The organism is Martelella sp. FOR1707, from assembly GCF_053484265.1.
In genome coordinates this window covers 183,111-201,705 of sequence record NZ_JBAKFP010000008.1, presented here as the reverse complement: position 1 = coordinate 201,705, position 18,595 = coordinate 183,111, and the positions used below count along the sequence as shown (strand labels likewise).

Below are 18,595 nucleotides of genomic sequence, written 5' to 3'. Positions count from 1 at the left end.
GTTCCCCTGAATTACCGATGACAAGCGGTAAAGCCGTTATCAAACACGCTGGCCGCTCGCCCTGTCAAAGACGTGAAGCGCATCTGCCTGCGCCTGCACGGTGACGTCGTCGTCGGCATCGAAGAAGACGGTTGGCGGCACCCTGATGGTGACCTGCTCGCCGCTTGTCAGCCGAACGTAAACATATGAATCGTCGCCGAGATATTCGGTGTAGATCACCGAGCCGGCAAAGCCTTCGTCGACGTGTCCCGCCACGACGGAAAGGCCGTCCGGGCGTGCGCCGATGGTGAGCGCGCCCTCCGCGATGCCGGCCGGGCCTCGTATCGCGCCGGTGCCCGCTATCGCAAGTTTCCCAGCAGTGCTGTCGACATCGAGAAGCGACATCTTCGGCGACCCGATGAACGTCGCCACAAAGGTGTTGGCAGGCGTTTCGAACAGTTCGCGGGGGCTGCCGACCTGTTCGATATAGCCATTGTTCATCACCACGATCCGGTCGGCCAGCGTCATCGCCTCGACCTGGTCGTGGGTCACATAGATCATCGTGCCGCCGATATCGCGGTGCAGGCGCGCGATCTCGAGGCGCACGTCGGCGCGGAGGGCGGCATCGAGATTTGAAAGCGGTTCATCGAGCAGAAAAACGTCAGGCTTGCGCACCATGGCGCGGGCAATGGCCACGCGCTGGCGCTGCCCGCCCGAAAGCTGGCGCGGCTTGCGTTTCAGATAGTCCTCAAGCCTCAGCATCCGGGTCACTTCGGCAATGCGGGCGCTGATCTCATCCTTCGAAAGCCCCATCAACCGTGCGCCGAACGCCATGTTCTCATAGACATCCATATGCGGATAAAGCGCATAGGACTGAAACACCATGGCAGCCCCGCGCTTCGAGGGCGCAACGTCATTCATGACCTTGCCATTGATCGAAAGCGTGCCGCCGGTAATCGGATCGAGGCCCGCGATCAGCCGCAGCAGCGTCGACTTTCCGCAGCCGGACGGTCCGACAAAGATGATGAGTTCACGATCCCCGATCTCCAGATCGATCCCGTGCAGCACTTCCGTTTCCTTGAAGCGCTTGACGATACCCTTGAGTGATAGACGCGCCAACAACCAGCCCTTCAACAATACCATTAGAATACCAATTGGATCATTGCTGTTTTATCGGAGGCTGTAAAGAGTCAATTCGGAGCGATCGCGTTGTTTTCCGCCCGATTCATAGAACTTCTTTAAGTATCATTGTGTTAGGGGAATTTCGCTGCTGAAGGCCTCGCAATGTTCCCCGCCGCCGGGAGATGCCGACACGCCTCTCGGCGACAGGAAAGTGCCGCGAACGTGACCCTCGGTCATTCTCACACAGGACTCAAGCAGCCGCACAAGCTGGGGCCGGCGCCGAGACGACAACAAGTTATTGAAATTTAACAAAAATCTGGCGGAGAGGGAGGGATTCGAACCCTCGATACGGTTGCCCGTATGCCGCATTTCGAGTGCGGTGCATTCGACCACTCTGCCACCTCTCCATAAAGTGCCGTGGTCTGCGTTTGAACGCGGGGTGTCTCTTAGCGGGCAAAGGCTTGTCTTGCAAGAGCGATGATGGTGGTTTTTTGGTCTGCGGGCAGTGTCTTGTGCGCAGACGGGCGCGAGCGCGGAACTTTGGAGGAGTGAGGCGTGGTCTTACCAGCTGCGGACGGCGGCGCGGGGCTTCCGGCAGGTGGAGGGCCGGGCGGCCATGCTCGGGGAGGACATCGAGACCTTTCCGATTGCATCCATGCAATAGCGCCAACGAAAATCGCTTGCTTGCGCCGGGATTTATTGACTTCAGCGCGCGCCTCGCGTATGCACGCTTCCGGACGCGTGTGTCCTTTTGGCGCGCGCATTGCAGCGGGCCTGCCCGCAATTCACCGGCAGACCGGGTTTTGAAAAGATTTTCTCTTTGAAATCCCTGCTTTAACCAGACTGACAAAAAGACGGTCGCTCTCCTTTCGGGAGCAGAACCGGGCGAGAACATGAAAGGTCAAAATATGTTCGCAGTCATCAAGACCGGCGGTAAACAGTACCGCGTCAACGCCGAGGATGTGATCACCATCGAAAAGCTCGATGGCGACGCCGGCGCGAAGATTGAATTTGCTGAAGTGCTGATGGTCGGCGAAGGCGCTGACGCCACGATCGGCGCACCCTTCGTCAAGGGCGCGCTCGTCAAGGCGGAAGTCGTCGAGCAGACCCGCGGCAAGAAGGTCATCGCCTTCAAGAAGCGTCGTCGCCAGAACTCCAAGCGTTCGCGCGGCCATCGCCAGCATCACACGGTCGTCAAGATCACCGACATCGTCGCCGGCTGATCGAAAAAGCAGATTTCGAAGGTTTAAAGGAGAACTCCAATGGCACACAAAAAAGCTGGCGGTTCGTCGCGCAACGGTCGCGATTCTGAGTCCAAGCGCCTTGGCGTGAAGAAGTTCGGTGGCGAGAACGTCATTCCGGGCAACATCATCATTCGTCAGCGCGGCACCAAGTGGCATCCCGGCGACAATGTCGGCATGGGCAAGGACCACACCATTTTTGCCAAGATTGAAGGCAACGTGACATTCCGCGCGCGCGCCAATGGCCGCATGTATGTGTCCGTGGCCCCGAAACAGGCAGAAGCAGCGGAATAAAGCCGGTACCGCTTAAAGATCAGCCGGCGTCACATCGACCCGGCTTAGATTTTCAGGTTACCGGACCTGGATTTTGAAAAGAGAAGGGAAGATGGGACGCCACCATCTTCCCTTCTTTCGTTTCAAACCAGGAAAGGACCTGAAAAATGCAAAGGGATCTACAAAGGGAGAGCCAATCCCGGCTTTCCAGAGAGCGGCTGAGGCCCGATCAACAAAGGCGGGATTGCCCCGTTCTTCTTTCGCAAAGGCTCGTTCTGCGGGCCCCGCACGAAGATGACATTGACGCCATTGCCCATCTCGCCAACAACGAAAAAATCGCGACCATGGTGTCGCGCATGCCGCATCCCTATTCTGCAACAGATGCCGCCAATTTCGTGGAGCGAACCAAAGAGGGCGCGATCGGCAATTGCGTCTATGCCATCACCAAAGCGGATAACGGCGAATTCCTCGGTTGCTGCGGGATAGAGAACATTCCGTATGAGGAAAACATCGTCGAGATCGGCTACTGGCTGGGCGAGCCCTATTGGGGCCATGGCTACACCACCGAAGCCGTTCAGGTGCTGATCGACATGATCTTCCGCACCCGCAACGAAGTCGACCACATCGATGCCCGTTGCCGGGTCGTCAACGAGCGGTCGCGCCGGGTGCTGCACAAGTGCGGCTTCCAGTTCCAGGGCCCCGGCATGGTGCAGTCGCTGGCCGTCGGCAGCGCGGTCTCGGTCGAATGGTACCGTCTCGACCGGCGCAACTGGATGTCGCTGAAGAGCTGGGGAGGTCAACGATGAGCGCGGCGGCCGAGATGCTCGGCTCCTGCCCCGTCATCGACACCCAGCGGCTGAGGCTGCGGCCGGTTCGCGTCACGGATGCCGAACGGATCGCGGGCCTGCTGGCCGATCCGGAGATCACCCGGATGCTCGCCCGCGTGCCGTCCCCCTACACGCTGGAAGATGCGGTCGAGTGGCTGAGCCATGTGGGAAACGACGACAGCTGGCCGGTGGCGATCGCCCAGCCGGGCGATGGCGTTGCGATCGGGCTTGTCTCGATTGAGCGGCGGCAGGGCGGCTATCATCTCGGCTACTGGCTCGGGCGCTACTATTGGGGCCGCGGCTTCATGAGCGAGGCGGTCTCGGGTGTCGCGGAACGGTTTTTCGCTGAAACCGGCGCCACGCTCCATTCCGGCGCGTTCTCCGACAACCCGGCCTCGCTCCGCGTGTTGCAACGGCTCGGCTCCAAGATCACCGGCCAGCGCGAAATCTGGTCGGTCAGCCGCGGAAGGATGACCCAGGAGATCACCACCGCGCTGACGCCGGCGCTGTTCACGCCATACCGGTTCTGACCATCCGCCGGGCCGCCAGCGCGGCCCGGCGGCATGCCGAAATTCACGATAATCTTTGACCTTCGCCCGCATGGCCTATATCGATGCGGCAATCACTCAAACTGAAGCGACGGAACGATGAAATTTCTCGATGAGGCAAAGGTCTATATCCGCTCCGGCGATGGCGGGGCGGGCTCGGTGTCGTTTCACCGCGAGAAGTTCATCGAGTTCGGCGGCCCGGACGGCGGCGATGGCGGGCGCGGCGGCGATGTCTGGGTCGAGGCCGTCAACGGGCTCAACACGCTGATCGATTTCCGCTATCAGCAGCACTTCAAGGGCGCGACCGGCGGCCACGGCATGGGCCGCAACCGCACCGGCGCCAAGGGCGAAAGCGTGACGCTCAAGGTTCCCGTCGGCACCCAGGTGTTCGAGGAAGACAGTGAAACGCTGATCTGCGACCTGACGCGCGAAGGCGAGCGTTACCGGCTGGCCGCCGGCGGCAATGGCGGCTTTGGCAATGCCCATTTCAAATCCGCGACCAATCAGGCCCCGCGCTGGGCCAATCCCGGCCTTGAGGGCGAGGAAAAGACGATATGGCTCCGGCTGAAGCTGATTGCCGATGCCGGGCTCGTGGGCCTGCCGAATGCCGGCAAGTCGACCTTCCTTGCGACCGTCACAAGAGCGCGGCCGAAGATCGCCAACTACCCGTTCACCACGCTCCATCCCAATCTCGGCGTTGCCAGCATTGACGGGCGCGAGTTCATTCTTGCCGATATTCCCGGCCTTATCGAAGGCGCACATGAAGGCGTTGGCATCGGCGATCGCTTCCTCGGCCATGTCGAGCGCACCCGCGTACTGCTGCATCTGGTCTCGAGCCTTGAGGAAGATGTCGCCACGGCCTACGCGACGGTGCGCAAGGAACTGGAAGCCTATGACGTAGAACTAGGCGAAAAGCAGGAAATCGTTGCGCTGTCGCAGGTCGATATACTCGATGACGACACCCTGAAGGAAAAGCGCAAGGCGCTTGAAAAGGCAAGCGGCGGGCCCGTTCATGCCATTTCGGCGGTCGCCCAGATCGGCATGACCGAGGTTCAGCGCGAGCTTGCCGCCGTGATCCGCGCCGAGGAGGCGCGCCTCGGGCTTGCGGCGCCCGAACCTGCCGAGGACAAGGGCCGCCACGACAAATGGGAGCCCTGACATGAGCGGGCGTACGCTTGCCCATTATCGCCGCATCGTCATCAAGATCGGTTCGGCGCTGCTGGTGGATGGCCGCACGGGCCTGAAGCGCGGCTGGCTTGAAAAACTGTCCGCCGATATCGCCGGGCTCAGAGCCGCCGGCGTCGAGGTGCTGGTCGTCTCCTCCGGCGCGGTCGCGCTCGGGCGCACCATTCTCGGCACCCCCTCGGGCGCGCTGAAGCTGGAAGAGGCGCAGGCAGCAGCAGCCGTCGGCCAGATCGGCCTTGCCGGCGCCTGGACCGAAAGCCTGAAGGCGCATGACATCATCGCCGGGCAAATCCTGCTGACGCTGCAGAACACCGAGGAGCGCCGGCAATATCTCAACGCCCGCGCCACGCTCCGGCAATTGCTGAAGCTCGGCGCCGTGCCGATCATCAACGAGAACGACACGATCGCCACCAGCGAAATCCGTTACGGCGACAATGACCGGCTGGCCGCCCGCGTCGCCACCATGATCGGCGCCGATCTGCTGGTGCTGCTCTCCGACATTGACGGGCTCTACACCGCACCGCCGCATCTGGACCCCGATGCCCGGTTCCTCGCGGAAATCGAGGCGATCACGCCGGAGATCGAGGCGATGGCGGGCGGAGCCGCCTCGGAACTGTCGCGCGGCGGCATGCGCACCAAGGTCGAGGCCGGCAAGATCGCGACCGCCTCCGGCTGCGCCATGATCATCGCGTCGGGCAAGATCGATCATCCTCTGCAGGCGATCGCGGATGGCGCGCGCCATTCAATCTTCCACGCCTCGCGCGCGCCCGTCAGCGCCCGCAAGACCTGGATTGCCGGCCAGCTTCTGCCCGCCGGCACCATCCATATCGATGACGGCGCGGTCGCGGCCTTAAAGCGCGGCAACAGCCTGCTCGCCGCCGGCGTCACCGCTGTTGACGGGCACTTTTCGCGCGGCGACACTGTCGCCATTGTGAATGCCAAGGGCGGCGAGATCGCCCGCGGGCTTTCAGGTTACGACAGCGACGAGGCCCGGATGATCGCAGGACAGAAGACCGCCGGCATCGAGGCGATCCTGGGCTATCCCGCCCGCGCCGCGATGGTGCATCGCGACGACCTCGTGATGTCGGCAGCAAAACGTGAAGGATCAGCCCATGCTTGATCAGGTTCAGGATGTGAAGACCGCGATGGCCGATCTCGGCCGCCGCGCCCGCAAGGCAGCAAGCGCGCTGGCGATCGCGCCAACGGAAACCAAGAACGCAGCACTTGCCGCCATGGCCGACGCGATCGAGGCAGATAGCGGCGCCATTCTCGTCGCCAACCGGCAAGATGTCACCCGCGCGAAGGAAAACGGCGTGGCCGGCTCCTTCATCGATCGGCTGGAGCTGAATGGCGACCGGATCAAGGCGATGGCCGACGGCATCCGCGCGATCGCCGCGCTCGACGATCCGGTCGGCGATGTGATTGCCGCCTGGGACCGCCCCAACGGGCTGAAGATCGAGCGCGTGCGCACGCCGCTCGGCGTCATTGGCGTGATCTATGAAAGCCGCCCCAATGTGACGGCGGATGCCGGCGCACTGTGCCTGAAGGCGGGCAACGCCGTGATCCTGCGCGGCGGCTCGGATTCGGCGCAATCCTCCGGCGCGATCCATGCAGCGCTTGCCGCCGGCCTGAAAAAGGCCGGCCTGCCGGAAGACGCGATCCAGATCGTGCCGACCACCGACCGCGCAGCCGTCGGCGAAATGCTCTCCGGGCTTTCCGGCAATATCGACGTGATCGTGCCGCGCGGCGGCAAGAGCCTTGTTGCGCGCGTCCAGACGGAGGCGCGGGTGCCGGTCTTCGCCCATCTGGAAGGGCTTTGCCATATCTATGTCGACAAATCCGCAGACCTCGACATGGCGCGCGAGATCGTCGTCAACGCCAAGATGCGCCGCACCGGCATTTGCGGGGCCGCCGAAACGCTGCTGATCGATCGCGCGGCCGCCGATAAGTTCGCCACCCCGCTGATCGAGGCGCTGGAGGCCAAAGGCTGCCTGGTGCGCGTCGACCACGACATGATCGACTATGCCCGGGGCCGCGACGAGGCGAGCGATGACGACTGGACGACAGAATATCTCGACGCAATCATCGCGGTGAAGCTGGTGGACGGCATCTCCGGCGCGATTGAGCACATAGGAAAATATTCCTCGCATCACACGGAAGCCGTGATCGCCGAGGACCCGGAGGTCGTCGCCCGCTTTTTCAACGAGATCGATTCGGCGATCCTGCTGCACAATGCCTCGACCCAGTTCGCCGATGGCGGCGAGTTCGGCATGGGCGCCGAGATCGGCATTGCCACCGGCAAGATGCATGCGCGTGGCCCGGTCGGCGTCGAGCAGCTCACCTCGTTCAAATATCTGGTGCGCGGCAGCGGCCAGACGCGGGCCTGACGGCTTGACGGAGATCGCACGCCGCCACCTCGTCATGCCGCCTTTGCAGCCCGGCATGACGGTCGGGCTGTTCGGCGGCTCTTTCAATCCGCCGCATGATGGGCATCTTCTGGTGGCGAAGCTTGCGCTTCAGCGGCTCGGGCTCGACCAGCTCTGGTGGCTGGTCACGCCCGGCAATCCGCTGAAAAGCGGCAATGGCCTCGCCCCGCTTGCCGAGCGGCTGGCGCTTTCGGACACCATGGCCGGCGATCCGCGCATTAGGGTGACCGCCATCGAGAAGACGCTTGGCACGGCCTATACCGCCCGCACAATTCGCCACATCATCCGCCGCAACCCGGCGGTGCACTTCGTCTGGATCATGGGCGCTGACAATCTCGGCGACTTCCACCGCTGGCAGGAATGGCGGCGGATTGCGGCCACCGTGCCGATCGCCGTCATCGATCGGCCCGGCGCGACGCTCACCTATCTTTCCTCCAAGGCGGCCCGCACGCTCGACAGGGCTCGCGTGCCCGAGCGCGCGGCCAGAGCGCTGCCGCGCATGAAGCCGCCGGCCTGGACCTTCATCCACGGCCCGCGCTCGGCCGTCTCCTCGACAGCGCTCAGACTGGAAAACAAGAGATGAAGCTTGAGATCGTCGCCGACATCACCGATCCCGGCAAGCCCGGCGGGGCGAGCGACGACCGCTATGGCTGGAACGCGCATTCGGTCTTCGTGATCGATGGCGCGACCGGCATCGGCGAGCGGGAGGTGATGACCGAAGGCGACGCCGCCTGGCTTGCGGCCCATGCGGCGCGGATGTTCGCCGAAGCCGATGATCGGCCCGTTGCCGAGACCGTCGCGGCCATCAACGCCTCGGCACGCGACCTCTATCATGCCGCCGCCGGCAAGGATGACCTGCCGCGCTATACGTGGCCCGCCGCCGCCTTCCAGATGCTGCGGATCGAGGACGATCGCCTCGTGACCTACGGACTCGGCGATTGCCGGCTGTTTCTTGAGGACGCGGCCGGCCATGTGTTCGAAACCACGGCGCTGAAGGGCAATCGCGAGCGGGAAATCGCCGCCGCCCGCGCCCATCTGAAACGCATTGGCGGTTTCAAGGGCGTCGCCGATATCGCCGGCGATGCCGAGACCATGGCGATGCTGCGCGCCGGCCGCGCCCGCCAGAATACGCCGGATGGACATGTCTTCACCCTCGGCCTCGTGCCAGCGGCCGCGGACCATATCGTCCGGGAAGATTGCGACTTGCGCGCGCCGGTGCGTGGCCTGCTGTGCTCGGATGGTTTCGCCGCGCTTTGCGACAATTACGACGCGTTTTCGCCCGCCGGGCTGATCGACGCCGCCTTTCGCGACGGTCTGCCGGCGCTACTTGAGCGCCTGCGCCGCATCGAGCGGATCGATGACCCTGAAGGCGAGAAATTCCCGCGCTACAAGGTCAGCGATGATGCCGCGGCGGTGGCCTTCTGGATACGTCCCTGAGGCCTCCACTCAAATTTGCGCAGGAAAACCCTTGCAACAGGCGGGCTTTGGCATCACCTTTATAGCCAGCGGCCCGCCGGAGTGACGAGTCGCATTCGTGCTTGGTCCGGATGAAAGGAAGAACCCTGACAACATTGCACGCGAAGGGCGCGGATACCGCGCCACAGGGCAGCAGAAGCGACGTCCATGCCGCCGATGATGCTCTCGCCACCGTCCTCGCCAGCCTTGAGGATTCGAAGGCAGAAGATATTGTGACCATCGACATTCGTGGAAAATCGGCTCTCGGCGACCATATGGTGGTCGTTTCCGGGCGTTCGAACCGTCACGTCATGGCGATTTGCGACCATCTGGTCAAGGACATCAAACAGTCGGGCGCCGGCACGCCCAAGGTCGAGGGCCAGGAGTCCGGAGACTGGGTGCTGATCGACACCGGCGACGTGATTGTCCATGTGTTCCGGCCGGAAGTCCGCGAATTCTACAATATCGAGAAGATGTGGTCGGCGCCCGAAATGAACGAGGCGCGCCTGCACTAGCAGCAAGCTGCCAGGAGCCGGCGTAAATGCCCGAACGGACCGCGCGGTGCAGAACGTACTGCGCGACGCGGTTGTTGCGGGCCGAAAGAAAAGCATATGCAGATCGGCATTTTCGCGGTCGGCCGCCTGAAGTCCGGCCCGGAGAAAGAGCTTGTCGCCCGCTATCTCGACCGGCTGAAGAAGACCGGCAAGGCGCAGGGGCTCGATTTCTCCAAGGTTACCGAGGTCAATGAAAGCCGCGCCGGCAATGCCGCGACCCGCAAGCGGGAGGAAGCGGCAGCGCTGGAGGCCGCGATCTCGCCCGAAACCGTGCTGGTGCTGCTCGATGAAACCGGCAAGTCCTTCGACAGCGTCGGCTTTGCCGGCCAGATCGAAAAGTTCCGCGATGCCGGCAAGCGCGAGATGATGTTCGCGATCGGCGGCGCCGACGGGCTTGACCCCGCCCTTGCCGAACGCGCCGATCTGACGATCAACTTCGGCGCTATGACATGGCCGCACCAGATCGTGCGCATATTGCTTGCCGAACAGCTTTACCGCGCCGTGACCCTGCTTTCCGGCCACCCCTATCACCGCGCCTGAACCTGGTAAGAACCATCAAAATTTTGTGTGTTCTGGTGATCTTGTTATTTCGTTAACCTGTCGACGATCTAAATCCACTTTTCCTCGCGCGGAAACGGATATGGCGGCAACCAGATCATTGCGGATCATCCTCGCCTGCGGCATTGCCGCCTGGGCTGCGCCCGCGATCGCCGTCGCGCAGGAGCCGACCGCCGGATCAACCGAGCTCGTCGACAGGCTCTCCACCGAGCGCTCCGACAAGGAAATCGAGCTCGACCAGATCGAAAGCTCGATTGCGCTTTCTAACGAAAAGATTGCCTCGCTTGAGGCCGAGATCGATGCCCTTGCCGGCGATACCGCAAGCCTGAAGGAGGCGCTCGTGGCCTCGGCCGAGCGCCGGCGCGGGCTGGAGGAACAGATTGCTGCGGCCGAAGCCCGGCTTTCTGATCTTTCGGACCAGGAGGAGGCGCTGAAAGCCTCCCTCAATGCCGAGCGCGATGTGTTGGCCGATGTGCTCGCAGCTCTTCAGCGCATGGGCCGCGATCCGCCGCCGGCCCTGCTGGTCGCCCCCGGCGATGCGCTCGATTCCGTCAGAAGCGCCATCCTGCTGAACGGCGTGGTGCCGGAAATGCGGGCGAGGATGGAGACCGTGCTCGCCGACCTGACATCGCTGCGGACGGTCAAGGCCGAACAGCAGCAGGCCCGCGACGGGCTTGCCGGCGATCTCGACAGCCTTGCCGAGGAAAGCCGGCGCATGGACCTGCTGATCGCCGAAAACGAGAAGTCCCGGGAAACCAGCGCGGAACAGCTCGAAGCCGAGCGTCGTCAGGCCGAACTGCTGGCCGCCCGCGCGACCGACCTCAACGGCCTGATCGCCAGCCTGGAGACCGAAATCACGTCGGCCCGCAACGCCGCTCTTCTGGCGCGGCAGGAGGCCGAACGCCGCCGGCAGATGACCGAGGCGCAGCAAATCGAGGCGCGCCAGCGCGCGCTTTCGGCAACGCCCGATAAAAACCGCATTACGCCTGCATATCCATTCTCTGATCTGAAAGGCCGCCTGATCCTGCCGGTTTCGGGCGAAATCCTGCGTCGCTACGGCGATCCGGACGGAACGGGGCATACGGCGACCGGAATGACCATTGCGGCGCGACCGGGCGCGCTCGTCAGCGCCCCCGCCGACGCGACGGTGGTTTACGCCGGGCGCTTCAGAAGTTACGGAGAGATGGTCATCCTCAATGTCGGCGACGGGTATCATATCGTCATGACCGGCATGGAGGATCTCAAGGTTCGCCAGGGCGATTTCATATTCTCGGGCGAGCCGCTGGCCGAAATGGGCACAAGACGGATCGCGAGCGCTGCGACAATGGCGCTGGAAACGGACAGGCCGACACTCTACATTGAGTTCCGACACAATGGGACGCCGGTCGATTCTCAACCCTGGTGGGTGGACAATATTGATGGAAAGGCACGCAATGATACGTAGGGCAACGCTTCTGCTGGCAGGCGCCGCACTTGGCGCGGCGGCGACCGGCATTCTGGTTTCGGCCGACATACCGGCGCGCGCGGCCGGCGACGATTCGACCTACCGCGAAATGTCGCTGTTCGGCGACGTGTTCGAGCGGGTGCGCAGCCAGTATGTCTCGCCGCCCGACGAGCAGAAGATGATCCAGGATGCGATCAACGGCATGCTGAGCGGGCTCGACCCGCATTCGAGCTATATGACGGCCGAGGAATCCGAAGAGATGCGCGACCAGTCGAAGGGCGAATTCGGCGGGCTCGGCATCGAGGTGACGATGGAGGATGACGTCGTCAAGGTCGTCGCACCCATCGACGATACGCCCGCCTCCAATGCCGGCGTGCTGGCCGGCGACAAGATCGTCGAGATCGACGGCGAAAGCGTGCGCGGCCTTTCGCTCAACGATGCGGTCGACCGCATGCGTGGCGAGGTCGGCGAGCCGATCGACATCACCATTCTGCGCGACGGTGTGGCCAAGCCGATCGAGATGACGATCGTGCGCGGCATCATTCCGGTGCAGTCCGTCAAATGGCGCGTCGAAAACGACAATATCGGCTATATTCGCCTCACCACCTTCATGAACGAGAAGCTGGACGAAAGCCTGGTCGAGGCGATTGACGAGATCAAGAAAGAAGTGCCGGAAGACAAGCTCAAGGGCTATATTCTCGACCTCCGTCTCAACCCGGGCGGCTTCCTCAATCAGGCCGTCGCCGTGGCCGATACCTTCCTTGACGAAGGCGAAGTCGTTTCCACCCGTGGCCGCAATTCCAGCGAGACCCGCCGCTTCGATGCGGGTCCCGGTGATCTCACCGACGGCAAGCCGCTGGTGGTGCTCGTCAATGGCGGCTCCGCCTCGGCGTCCGAAATCGTCGCCGGCGCGCTGCAGGACCTGAAGCGGGCGACGTTGGTCGGCACCCGCACCTTCGGCAAGGGCTCGGTCCAGACCATCGTTCCGCTCGGTTCGGAAGGCTCGCTCCGGCTGACAACGGCGCTCTATTACACGCCGTCGGGCACCTCGATCCAGGGCACCGGCATCAGCCCCGACATCGTCGTCGAGCAGGTGCTACCGGAAGACCTCGAAGGCCTGATCCGTCCGGAAGGCGAATCCGCGCTGCGCGGCCATATCCAGGGCGATGCGGAAACCGACGAGGGTTCCGGCTCGGTCGCTTATGTGCCGCGCGAGACCGAGGACGACGTGCAGCTGAAATACGCGATCGACCTGCTTGAAGGCAAGGTCACCGACGACGCCTTCCCGGCCGATCCGGAAAAGGCCGTCCAGGAGCTCCAGGCCGCCAAGGCGCCCGAGCCCGAAAAGGAAATGGAAGACGCCCACTGAGGCGCTGCCTTTCCAGGCGGCTCCGTCATGCCGGCTTTGAGTCGGGATGACACCGCGACTTGCTATTATTGTTGGACCGCCAAGGCCTGGGCGAATTCGGGCCTTGGCGGTCCAACTTTATTTTCGGGTTCCTTTGAACCTGCCTCTGGAGGTCCGGTGCTGAACAATTGCCGGGCCTCGGGCGCGCAAAGTCATTGATGCAATGGTCAATGACAGGGCCTCGACGGTGGCGTAGCTTGGGGCGAACCGGCAATGCCAGCAGAGATGGATGCAATGAACATAAAACAGCTCGAGGTCTTTCGCGCGGTGCTGTCGACGGGCTCGACGATGGGGGCGGCCAAGAGCACGGGGCTCAGCCAGTCGGGCGTCAGCCGCCTCGTCCAGCAACTGGAATCCGATCTCGATCTGACGCTGTTCCAGCGTGTCAAGGGAAGGCTGGTGCCGACGCCGGAGGCGCGCACGCTGGAGGCCGAGGCGAAGACCGTTTTGCTGAACCTGGCGCGTTTCAGCCAGCTTGCCGATGAAATCCGCACCGGCGCGTCGGAAACCGAGGCGGTGCGCATCGGCCTGCCGAGCAGCATGTGGGAGAATTTCGCGCCCGCCATGCTGAAGGATTATCGCGAGGATTTTCCCGGCGTCAGGGTCGAGACCTTCTTTGAGACAACCATGACCATCCAGCGGATGATCGACCAGCGGGTGATCGATTTCGGCTTCCTGCGCCATGAGGGCGAGATCAGCCCGGGCATCCGGCTCGAGATCGTCGCCGAGGGGCGAAGCGTGGCCGTCATGCACCGGGAGCACCGGCTGACCGCTCGCGATGTCATTCGGCCGGAGGATCTGCGCGGCGAGCCGCTGATCATGCTCGGCCGGCTGCGCGCCCATCGGGTGATGCTCGACCGGCTGTTGCAGAACGAGGCCGTCCGTCCCGACGTGCGTATCGAAACGCATTCCAACTCCTCCGCCTGCGCCTATGCCGCCGAGGGTTTGGGGATCGCGCTTGCGAGCAGTTTCTACGCCAATCTCTACAAGCACCTGCCCGTGGTGCAACGGCCGTTTGAGCCGAAACTGACGCAGCGCTTCGGGATCGCGACCGCCGAAGGCGTGCCAATGTCGCTTGCCGCAAAGGGGCTGATGGCGGCGCTGAAGCGCCAGATCGAGCGTTCGCAAGTGGTTGAATAGACTGCCTCCGCTGCCGGTTTTTCAATGACGTGCGAGGCTGGTAACCGGTAAGCGCGACTGCATAACTCTATGAAAATTATCATAGTATTGCGGTGTCTTTTTCGCTTCGTCATACTTTCGCCAATAAGCAACCTGCCGCCGCAAGGGCAGGGCTCAGAGGGGTTCTGATGCTCAGATTTTTCCTCCATCGCGTCGCGATGGCTATACCGACGGTGATCATCGTATCGATCACTGTGTTTGGCCTTATCCGTCTCATCCCCGGCAATCCGGCGGAATTGTTGCTCGGCGATATGGCCGACGACCGGCAGATCGCCGCGCTCGAGACCGAGCTTGGTCTCGACAAATCGCTGCCGCAGCAATTCCTGATCTGGAGCGAAAACGCGCTCTCCGGCGATCTTGGCCGCTCGATCATCAATGACGAGCCTGTGCTGCCGCTGGTTGCCTCGCGCTTTGTCATCAGTGGCGAGATCGTGCTGATCGCGGTGGTGCTCGCCGCCATTCTGGCCGTGCCCGCGGGCATTATCGCGGCGTGGCGGCAGAATTCGGTGACGGATCTCGCGCTTGTCGGAACGGCGACGCTGCTTCTTTCGATCCCGACTTTCTGGCTCGGCCTTCTGCTTCTCCTGCTGTTCGGGCTCGAGCTTGGTTGGCTTCCGGTGCTCGGCTACGTGTCACTGCGCGACAATTTCACCGAGGGGCTGATCTATATCATCCTGCCGGTGGCCACCCTCGTCATGCATGAGATGGGCGTGCTGCTGCGCATGTCCCGCGCCTCGACGCTCGAAGTCCTGCGGCTCGATTACATCACCCATGCCCGCGCCAAGGGGCTTTCCGAAATGGCCGTTCTATGGCGTCATGCCTTCAAGAACGCCTTCGGTCCGACCTGGACGATGATCGGCCTGATCCTCGGCAATCTGCTCGGCGGGATTGCGGTGATCGAGACCGTGTTCTCGATCCCCGGGCTTGGCCGGCTTATGGTCGACAGCATTTTCCAGCGCGACTACCCGGTCATTCAGGGCTGCCTGCTGTTGGTGGCGCTCTCCTATGTCGTCGTCAATCTGATCATCGACCTGTTCTATCCGCTGTTCGATCCCCGGGTGACGGCACAATGAGAAAACTTTCCTATAATGCCGCGATCGGCGGTTTCCTGATCGGTCTCCTACTCGTTGTCGCCCTTCTCGGCGCGTTCTGGACGCCCTATGATCCGCTCAAACTCGATTTCGTCGCCCGGCTGAAGCCACCGAGCCTTGCCCACTGGATGGGCACCGACGAATTCGGCCGCGACGTGTTGAGCCGGATCATGGTCGGTGCCGGGGCGAGCGTGTGGATCGGTACGCTCACCGTCACCTTCACCATTGTCATGGGCACGCTGATCGGCCTCGTCAGCGGCTATACGCGGGGTCTCACCGATGGGTTGATCATGGCCGTCAACAATGCGCTGCTCGCCTTTCCGGGCATTCTTTTGGCGCTCGGCCTGCTCGCCGTCTTCGGCGCCAACCAGTACGGGATCATCTTCGCGCTCGGCATCGCCTATACGCCGTCAATGGCGCGGCTGGTGCGCGGCGTGGTGCTGACGCTGCGCGAATCCGAATTCATCGAGGCCTCGAAGCTGATGGGCAACAGCGAGTTCTACACGGTGTTCCGCCATATCCTGCCCAATTGCCTGGCGCCGATGTCGGTGCTGGCGACCACCATGTTCGGCTGGGCGATCCTGTCGGAAAGCGCGCTCTCCTTCCTCGGCCTCGGCGTGCCGCCGCCGGCGCCCACCTGGGGCAACATGCTGGCCGCCGGCCGGCCGTTCATCGAGCAGGCCGTGTGGCTCGGCGTCTTCCCGGGCCTCTGCATCGCGCTCACGCTTCTCGGCATCAATCTTCTGGGCGACGCGCTGCGCGACCGGCTTGACCCGCGCATGAGGGGGCTGAAATGATGAGGGATATTCTCCTTTCCGTACGCGACCTGACGCTTTCCCTCGGCAACGGCGTCAAGCTCGTCGACAATGTCTCCTTCGATGTTCGACCCGGCGAGATTTTCGGCATTGTCGGCGAATCGGGTTCCGGCAAGACGCTGGCGACCCGCGCGCTGATGTCGCTTCTGCCCGCCGGCATCACGCCTGTCAGCGGCGAAACGGTGTTCGAGGGCCGCGACACGCTGACCATGAGCCCGCGTGATCTCAGATCGCTGCGCGGCGCGCGGATCGGTATGGTGTTCCAGGAGCCGATGACCTCACTCAACCCGTCGATGACTATCGGCCGGCAGCTTGAGGAAGGGCTGAAGCTCCACACCGGGCTTTCCCGCGAAAAGCGCCGGGATGCGATCCTCGCCATGCTGGAAAGGGTTGGCATCGTCGATCCGAAGGGCGCGCTGTCAGCCTATCCGCATGAGTTTTCCGGCGGCATGCGCCAGCGCATCATGCTTGCCTCGGTCATGCTGTTGAAACCGGCGCTGCTCATCGCCGACGAACCGACAACGGCGCTCGACGCGGTGATCCAGCGCGACGTGATGGAGCTGATGGTGGAACTGACCCGCGCCGAAGGCACGGCGGTGCTTCTGATCAGCCACGATTTGCCGATGGTGGCACGCTATACCAGCCGGATCGCGGTGATGGAAAAGGGTGTCGTCGTCGAGACCGGCACCACCGACGACATCCTGACAAACCCGCAGCACGCCTATACCCGCAAGCTGCTGTCATCGCTGCCGGGGCGCGGCGAAACGCGCGCATTCCCGCCGGACGATACGCCGGTGCTTTCCGTCAAGAACGTGATCGTCGACTACCACAAGGCCGGCGCGCTGTTTCGCAAGGGTCAGGCCAAGCGTGCCCTGCACGGCGTCTCGGTCGATATCCGTCAGGGTGAGGTGGTGGCGCTGGTCGGCGGCTCGGGCTCCGGCAAGACCACGCTCGGGCGCACCATCGCCGGCCTCATTCACCAGACCGAGGGCGATATCCTGTTCAACGGCAAGCCGCGGGAACAGGACTGGGCGAATTATCGGCAGAATTGCCAGATGGTGTTCCAGGACCCGTATTCCTCCCTCGACCCGCGCATGACGATCGTCAAGCTTGTCGAAGAGGCGCTGCGCACCATGCCCGGGCTCAACGCTGCCGAACGGCGCCGACGGGCGCTCGCGACCCTTGCCGAAGTAGGCCTGCCCGGCGAGTTCGCCGACCGCCTGCCGCACGAGCTTTCCGGCGGCCAGCGCCAGCGCGTGGCAATCGCCCGCGCCGTGGTGCGCGAGCCGAAACTGCTGATCGCCGACGAGCCGGTGTCCGCGCTCGACGTGACGGTCAGGGCGCAGGTGCTGGCGCTGTTCGCCGACCTGCAGAAGAAGCACGGCTTTTCCTGCCTGTTCATCAGCCACGACCTTTCCGTGGTCGAGCAGATTGCCGACCGGGTGATCGTGATGCAGCACGGCAAGATTGTTGAGGAAGGCCCGCGCGACGAGATCTTCGACCGCCCGCAGCACGGCTATACGCAACGCCTGCTTCGGGCCATTCCCGCGCTCGATTTCAACGAGAGCGGCGGCGTGAAGCTCAAATGGCGTCTGGAGGAACAAGATGACTGAAACAACCGAAAAGACCGAAGCGACGGCCGCCGAGCTCGCGAAGATCTGCGATGCCCGGGATTTCACCGTCCGCTTCAAGGTCAAGAACCTGCTGACAGGCGAAACCATCGAGCGCGGCGCCACCGAGGAGACCCCGTCGGCCTCGACCCGCAAGATCTCGATCATGATGGCCGCGCTGAAGGCGATCGGGGAGGGGCGGCTCAGCTTCGACGAGAAGATCGTCTATGAGCCGCGCCACGCCGAACAGGTGGCGAGCGGCGTGCTGCGCCACATGACGCCCGGCATGGTGCTGTCGCTGCGCGATGCGATCGCCGGCATGATCACGCTTTCCGACAATGTCTGCACCCATATGGTGTTCGAGCGGCTGACGCTGGAGGAGGTTCAGGCCTATTGCGCGGCAATCGGCATGACCGGCACCCATCACCGCTTCCTGATCCCGCCGATCGCCCTGCCGCACGACCATCCGCTCGACGCGGTGACGGTGACGACGGCGGCCGACCAGGTGATGCTGCTCGATACCATCCTTGCCGCCCAGACCGATGCCGATGCCTCGGCGCGGCTCGGCATTTCGCAGGAGCTGTCGGCCTTCGCGCTGAAAATGCTGAAATCGCAGGTCCTGCGCTACGGAATTCACTCGCGCCTTCCCTTCGACACGGTGATCGCCAGCAAGGGCGGAAGGGGAAAGCGCGGGCGCATGGATGCGGGCATCGTCTATCGCGACGGCGCGCCGCTTTTCATCCTCGCCGCCTACACGGACGGGGTACCGCTCACCATGCCGGACGGGCTTCCCGGCTATACGGTGGCACTCGAGACGATCGGCCGGCTTGCCCGCGCCTGTTTCACCGGACTTTGAAGGCCTGACAACAGAACCAAAGAG

19 protein-coding genes and 1 tRNA gene are annotated in these 18,595 nt (G+C 63.3%); 18 read left to right on the top strand and 2 right to left on the bottom strand.

All coding sequences use genetic code 11. From position 1 onward, the window contains the following. Positions 1-39 precede the first annotated feature (39 nt). On the bottom strand, positions 40-1,098 hold the full coding sequence (locus tag V6765_RS20920; protein ID WP_448432395.1) for an ABC transporter ATP-binding protein: 1,059 nt from the start codon (positions 1,096-1,098) through the stop codon (positions 40-42). Between the two features lie 320 nt (positions 1,099-1,418). Beyond that, a tRNA-Ser gene (locus V6765_RS20915) sits at positions 1,419-1,508 on the bottom strand. 501 nt (positions 1,509-2,009) lie between these two features. Here V6765_RS20915 and rplU point away from each other — a divergent pair. The 18 genes from rplU to V6765_RS20825 all read left to right on the top strand — a co-directional run bounded on the left by rplU (position 2,010) and on the right by V6765_RS20825 (position 18,571). Next, positions 2,010-2,324, top strand: a complete 315-nt coding sequence (gene rplU / locus V6765_RS20910; protein ID WP_448432474.1) for a 50S ribosomal protein L21 — start codon at positions 2,010-2,012, stop codon at positions 2,322-2,324. A 39-nt stretch (positions 2,325-2,363) separates the two neighbouring features. Next, the gene (gene rpmA, locus V6765_RS20905; RefSeq protein ID WP_024706188.1) at positions 2,364-2,636 is read left to right on the top strand and encodes a 50S ribosomal protein L27; all 273 of its coding nucleotides are present in this window, start codon (positions 2,364-2,366) and stop codon (positions 2,634-2,636) included. Between the two features lie 146 nt (positions 2,637-2,782). Continuing rightward, positions 2,783-3,421: a GNAT family N-acetyltransferase gene (locus V6765_RS20900; protein ID WP_448432393.1), complete on the top strand. Its 639-nt coding sequence runs from the start codon at positions 2,783-2,785 to the stop codon at positions 3,419-3,421. Then, complete coding sequence (locus V6765_RS20895; protein ID WP_448432391.1) at positions 3,418-3,972, top strand: GNAT family N-acetyltransferase; 555 nt, start codon at positions 3,418-3,420, stop codon at positions 3,970-3,972. The genes V6765_RS20900 and V6765_RS20895 overlap by 4 nt, the downstream gene beginning before the upstream one ends. A 117-nt stretch (positions 3,973-4,089) precedes the next feature. Further along, positions 4,090-5,148: a GTPase ObgE gene (obgE, locus tag V6765_RS20890; RefSeq protein ID WP_448432389.1), complete on the top strand. Its 1,059-nt coding sequence runs from the start codon at positions 4,090-4,092 to the stop codon at positions 5,146-5,148. 1 nt (position 5,149) lies between these two features. Further along, positions 5,150-6,295, top strand: coding sequence for a glutamate 5-kinase (proB, locus tag V6765_RS20885; protein WP_448432387.1), 1,146 nt, complete (start codon positions 5,150-5,152; stop codon positions 6,293-6,295). Continuing rightward, positions 6,288-7,562, top strand: coding sequence for a glutamate-5-semialdehyde dehydrogenase (locus V6765_RS20880; protein ID WP_448432385.1), 1,275 nt, complete (start codon positions 6,288-6,290; stop codon positions 7,560-7,562). The genes proB and V6765_RS20880 overlap by 8 nt, the downstream gene beginning before the upstream one ends. Before the next feature lie 34 nt (positions 7,563-7,596). Continuing rightward, the gene (locus tag V6765_RS20875) at positions 7,597-8,184 is read left to right on the top strand and encodes a nicotinate-nucleotide adenylyltransferase (protein ID WP_448432472.1); all 588 of its coding nucleotides are present in this window, start codon (positions 7,597-7,599) and stop codon (positions 8,182-8,184) included. Further along, a complete protein-coding gene (locus V6765_RS20870) occupies positions 8,181-9,038 on the top strand; it encodes a hypothetical protein (protein WP_448432383.1) in 858 nt (285 codons plus the stop codon). Before V6765_RS20875 ends, V6765_RS20870 begins: the two co-directional genes overlap by 4 nt. A 110-nt stretch (positions 9,039-9,148) precedes the next feature. Beyond that, positions 9,149-9,571, top strand: a complete 423-nt coding sequence (gene rsfS, locus V6765_RS20865; protein WP_448432381.1) for a ribosome silencing factor — start codon at positions 9,149-9,151, stop codon at positions 9,569-9,571. Between the two features lie 96 nt (positions 9,572-9,667). Further along, entirely contained in the window at positions 9,668-10,150 is a 483-nt protein-coding gene (gene rlmH, locus V6765_RS20860) for a 23S rRNA (pseudouridine(1915)-N(3))-methyltransferase RlmH (protein WP_448432379.1), read from the top strand. 100 nt (positions 10,151-10,250) lie between these two features. Further along, positions 10,251-11,612: a murein hydrolase activator EnvC family protein gene (locus tag V6765_RS20855; RefSeq protein WP_448432377.1), complete on the top strand. Its 1,362-nt coding sequence runs from the start codon at positions 10,251-10,253 to the stop codon at positions 11,610-11,612. After that, positions 11,602-12,981 carry a S41 family peptidase gene (locus V6765_RS20850; RefSeq protein WP_448432375.1) on the top strand — a complete coding sequence of 460 codons (1,380 nt, stop codon included), beginning with the start codon at positions 11,602-11,604 and terminating at the stop codon, positions 12,979-12,981. The genes V6765_RS20855 and V6765_RS20850 overlap by 11 nt, the downstream gene beginning before the upstream one ends. Before the next feature lie 273 nt (positions 12,982-13,254). After that, on the top strand, positions 13,255-14,160 hold the full coding sequence (locus V6765_RS20845) for a LysR family transcriptional regulator (protein WP_448432373.1): 906 nt from the start codon (positions 13,255-13,257) through the stop codon (positions 14,158-14,160). Positions 14,161-14,327: 167 nt separating this feature from the next. Further along, positions 14,328-15,272, top strand: coding sequence for an ABC transporter permease (locus V6765_RS20840; RefSeq protein WP_448432371.1), 945 nt, complete (start codon positions 14,328-14,330; stop codon positions 15,270-15,272). Next, a complete protein-coding gene (locus V6765_RS20835) occupies positions 15,269-16,087 on the top strand; it encodes an ABC transporter permease (protein WP_448432369.1) in 819 nt (272 codons plus the stop codon). Before V6765_RS20840 ends, V6765_RS20835 begins: the two co-directional genes overlap by 4 nt. Further along, positions 16,084-17,718, top strand: coding sequence for an ABC transporter ATP-binding protein (locus tag V6765_RS20830; RefSeq protein WP_448432367.1), 1,635 nt, complete (start codon positions 16,084-16,086; stop codon positions 17,716-17,718). The genes V6765_RS20835 and V6765_RS20830 overlap by 4 nt, the downstream gene beginning before the upstream one ends. Further along, the gene (locus tag V6765_RS20825; protein WP_448432365.1) at positions 17,711-18,571 is read left to right on the top strand and encodes a serine hydrolase; all 861 of its coding nucleotides are present in this window, start codon (positions 17,711-17,713) and stop codon (positions 18,569-18,571) included. Before V6765_RS20830 ends, V6765_RS20825 begins: the two co-directional genes overlap by 8 nt. Positions 18,572-18,595 lie beyond the last annotated feature (24 nt).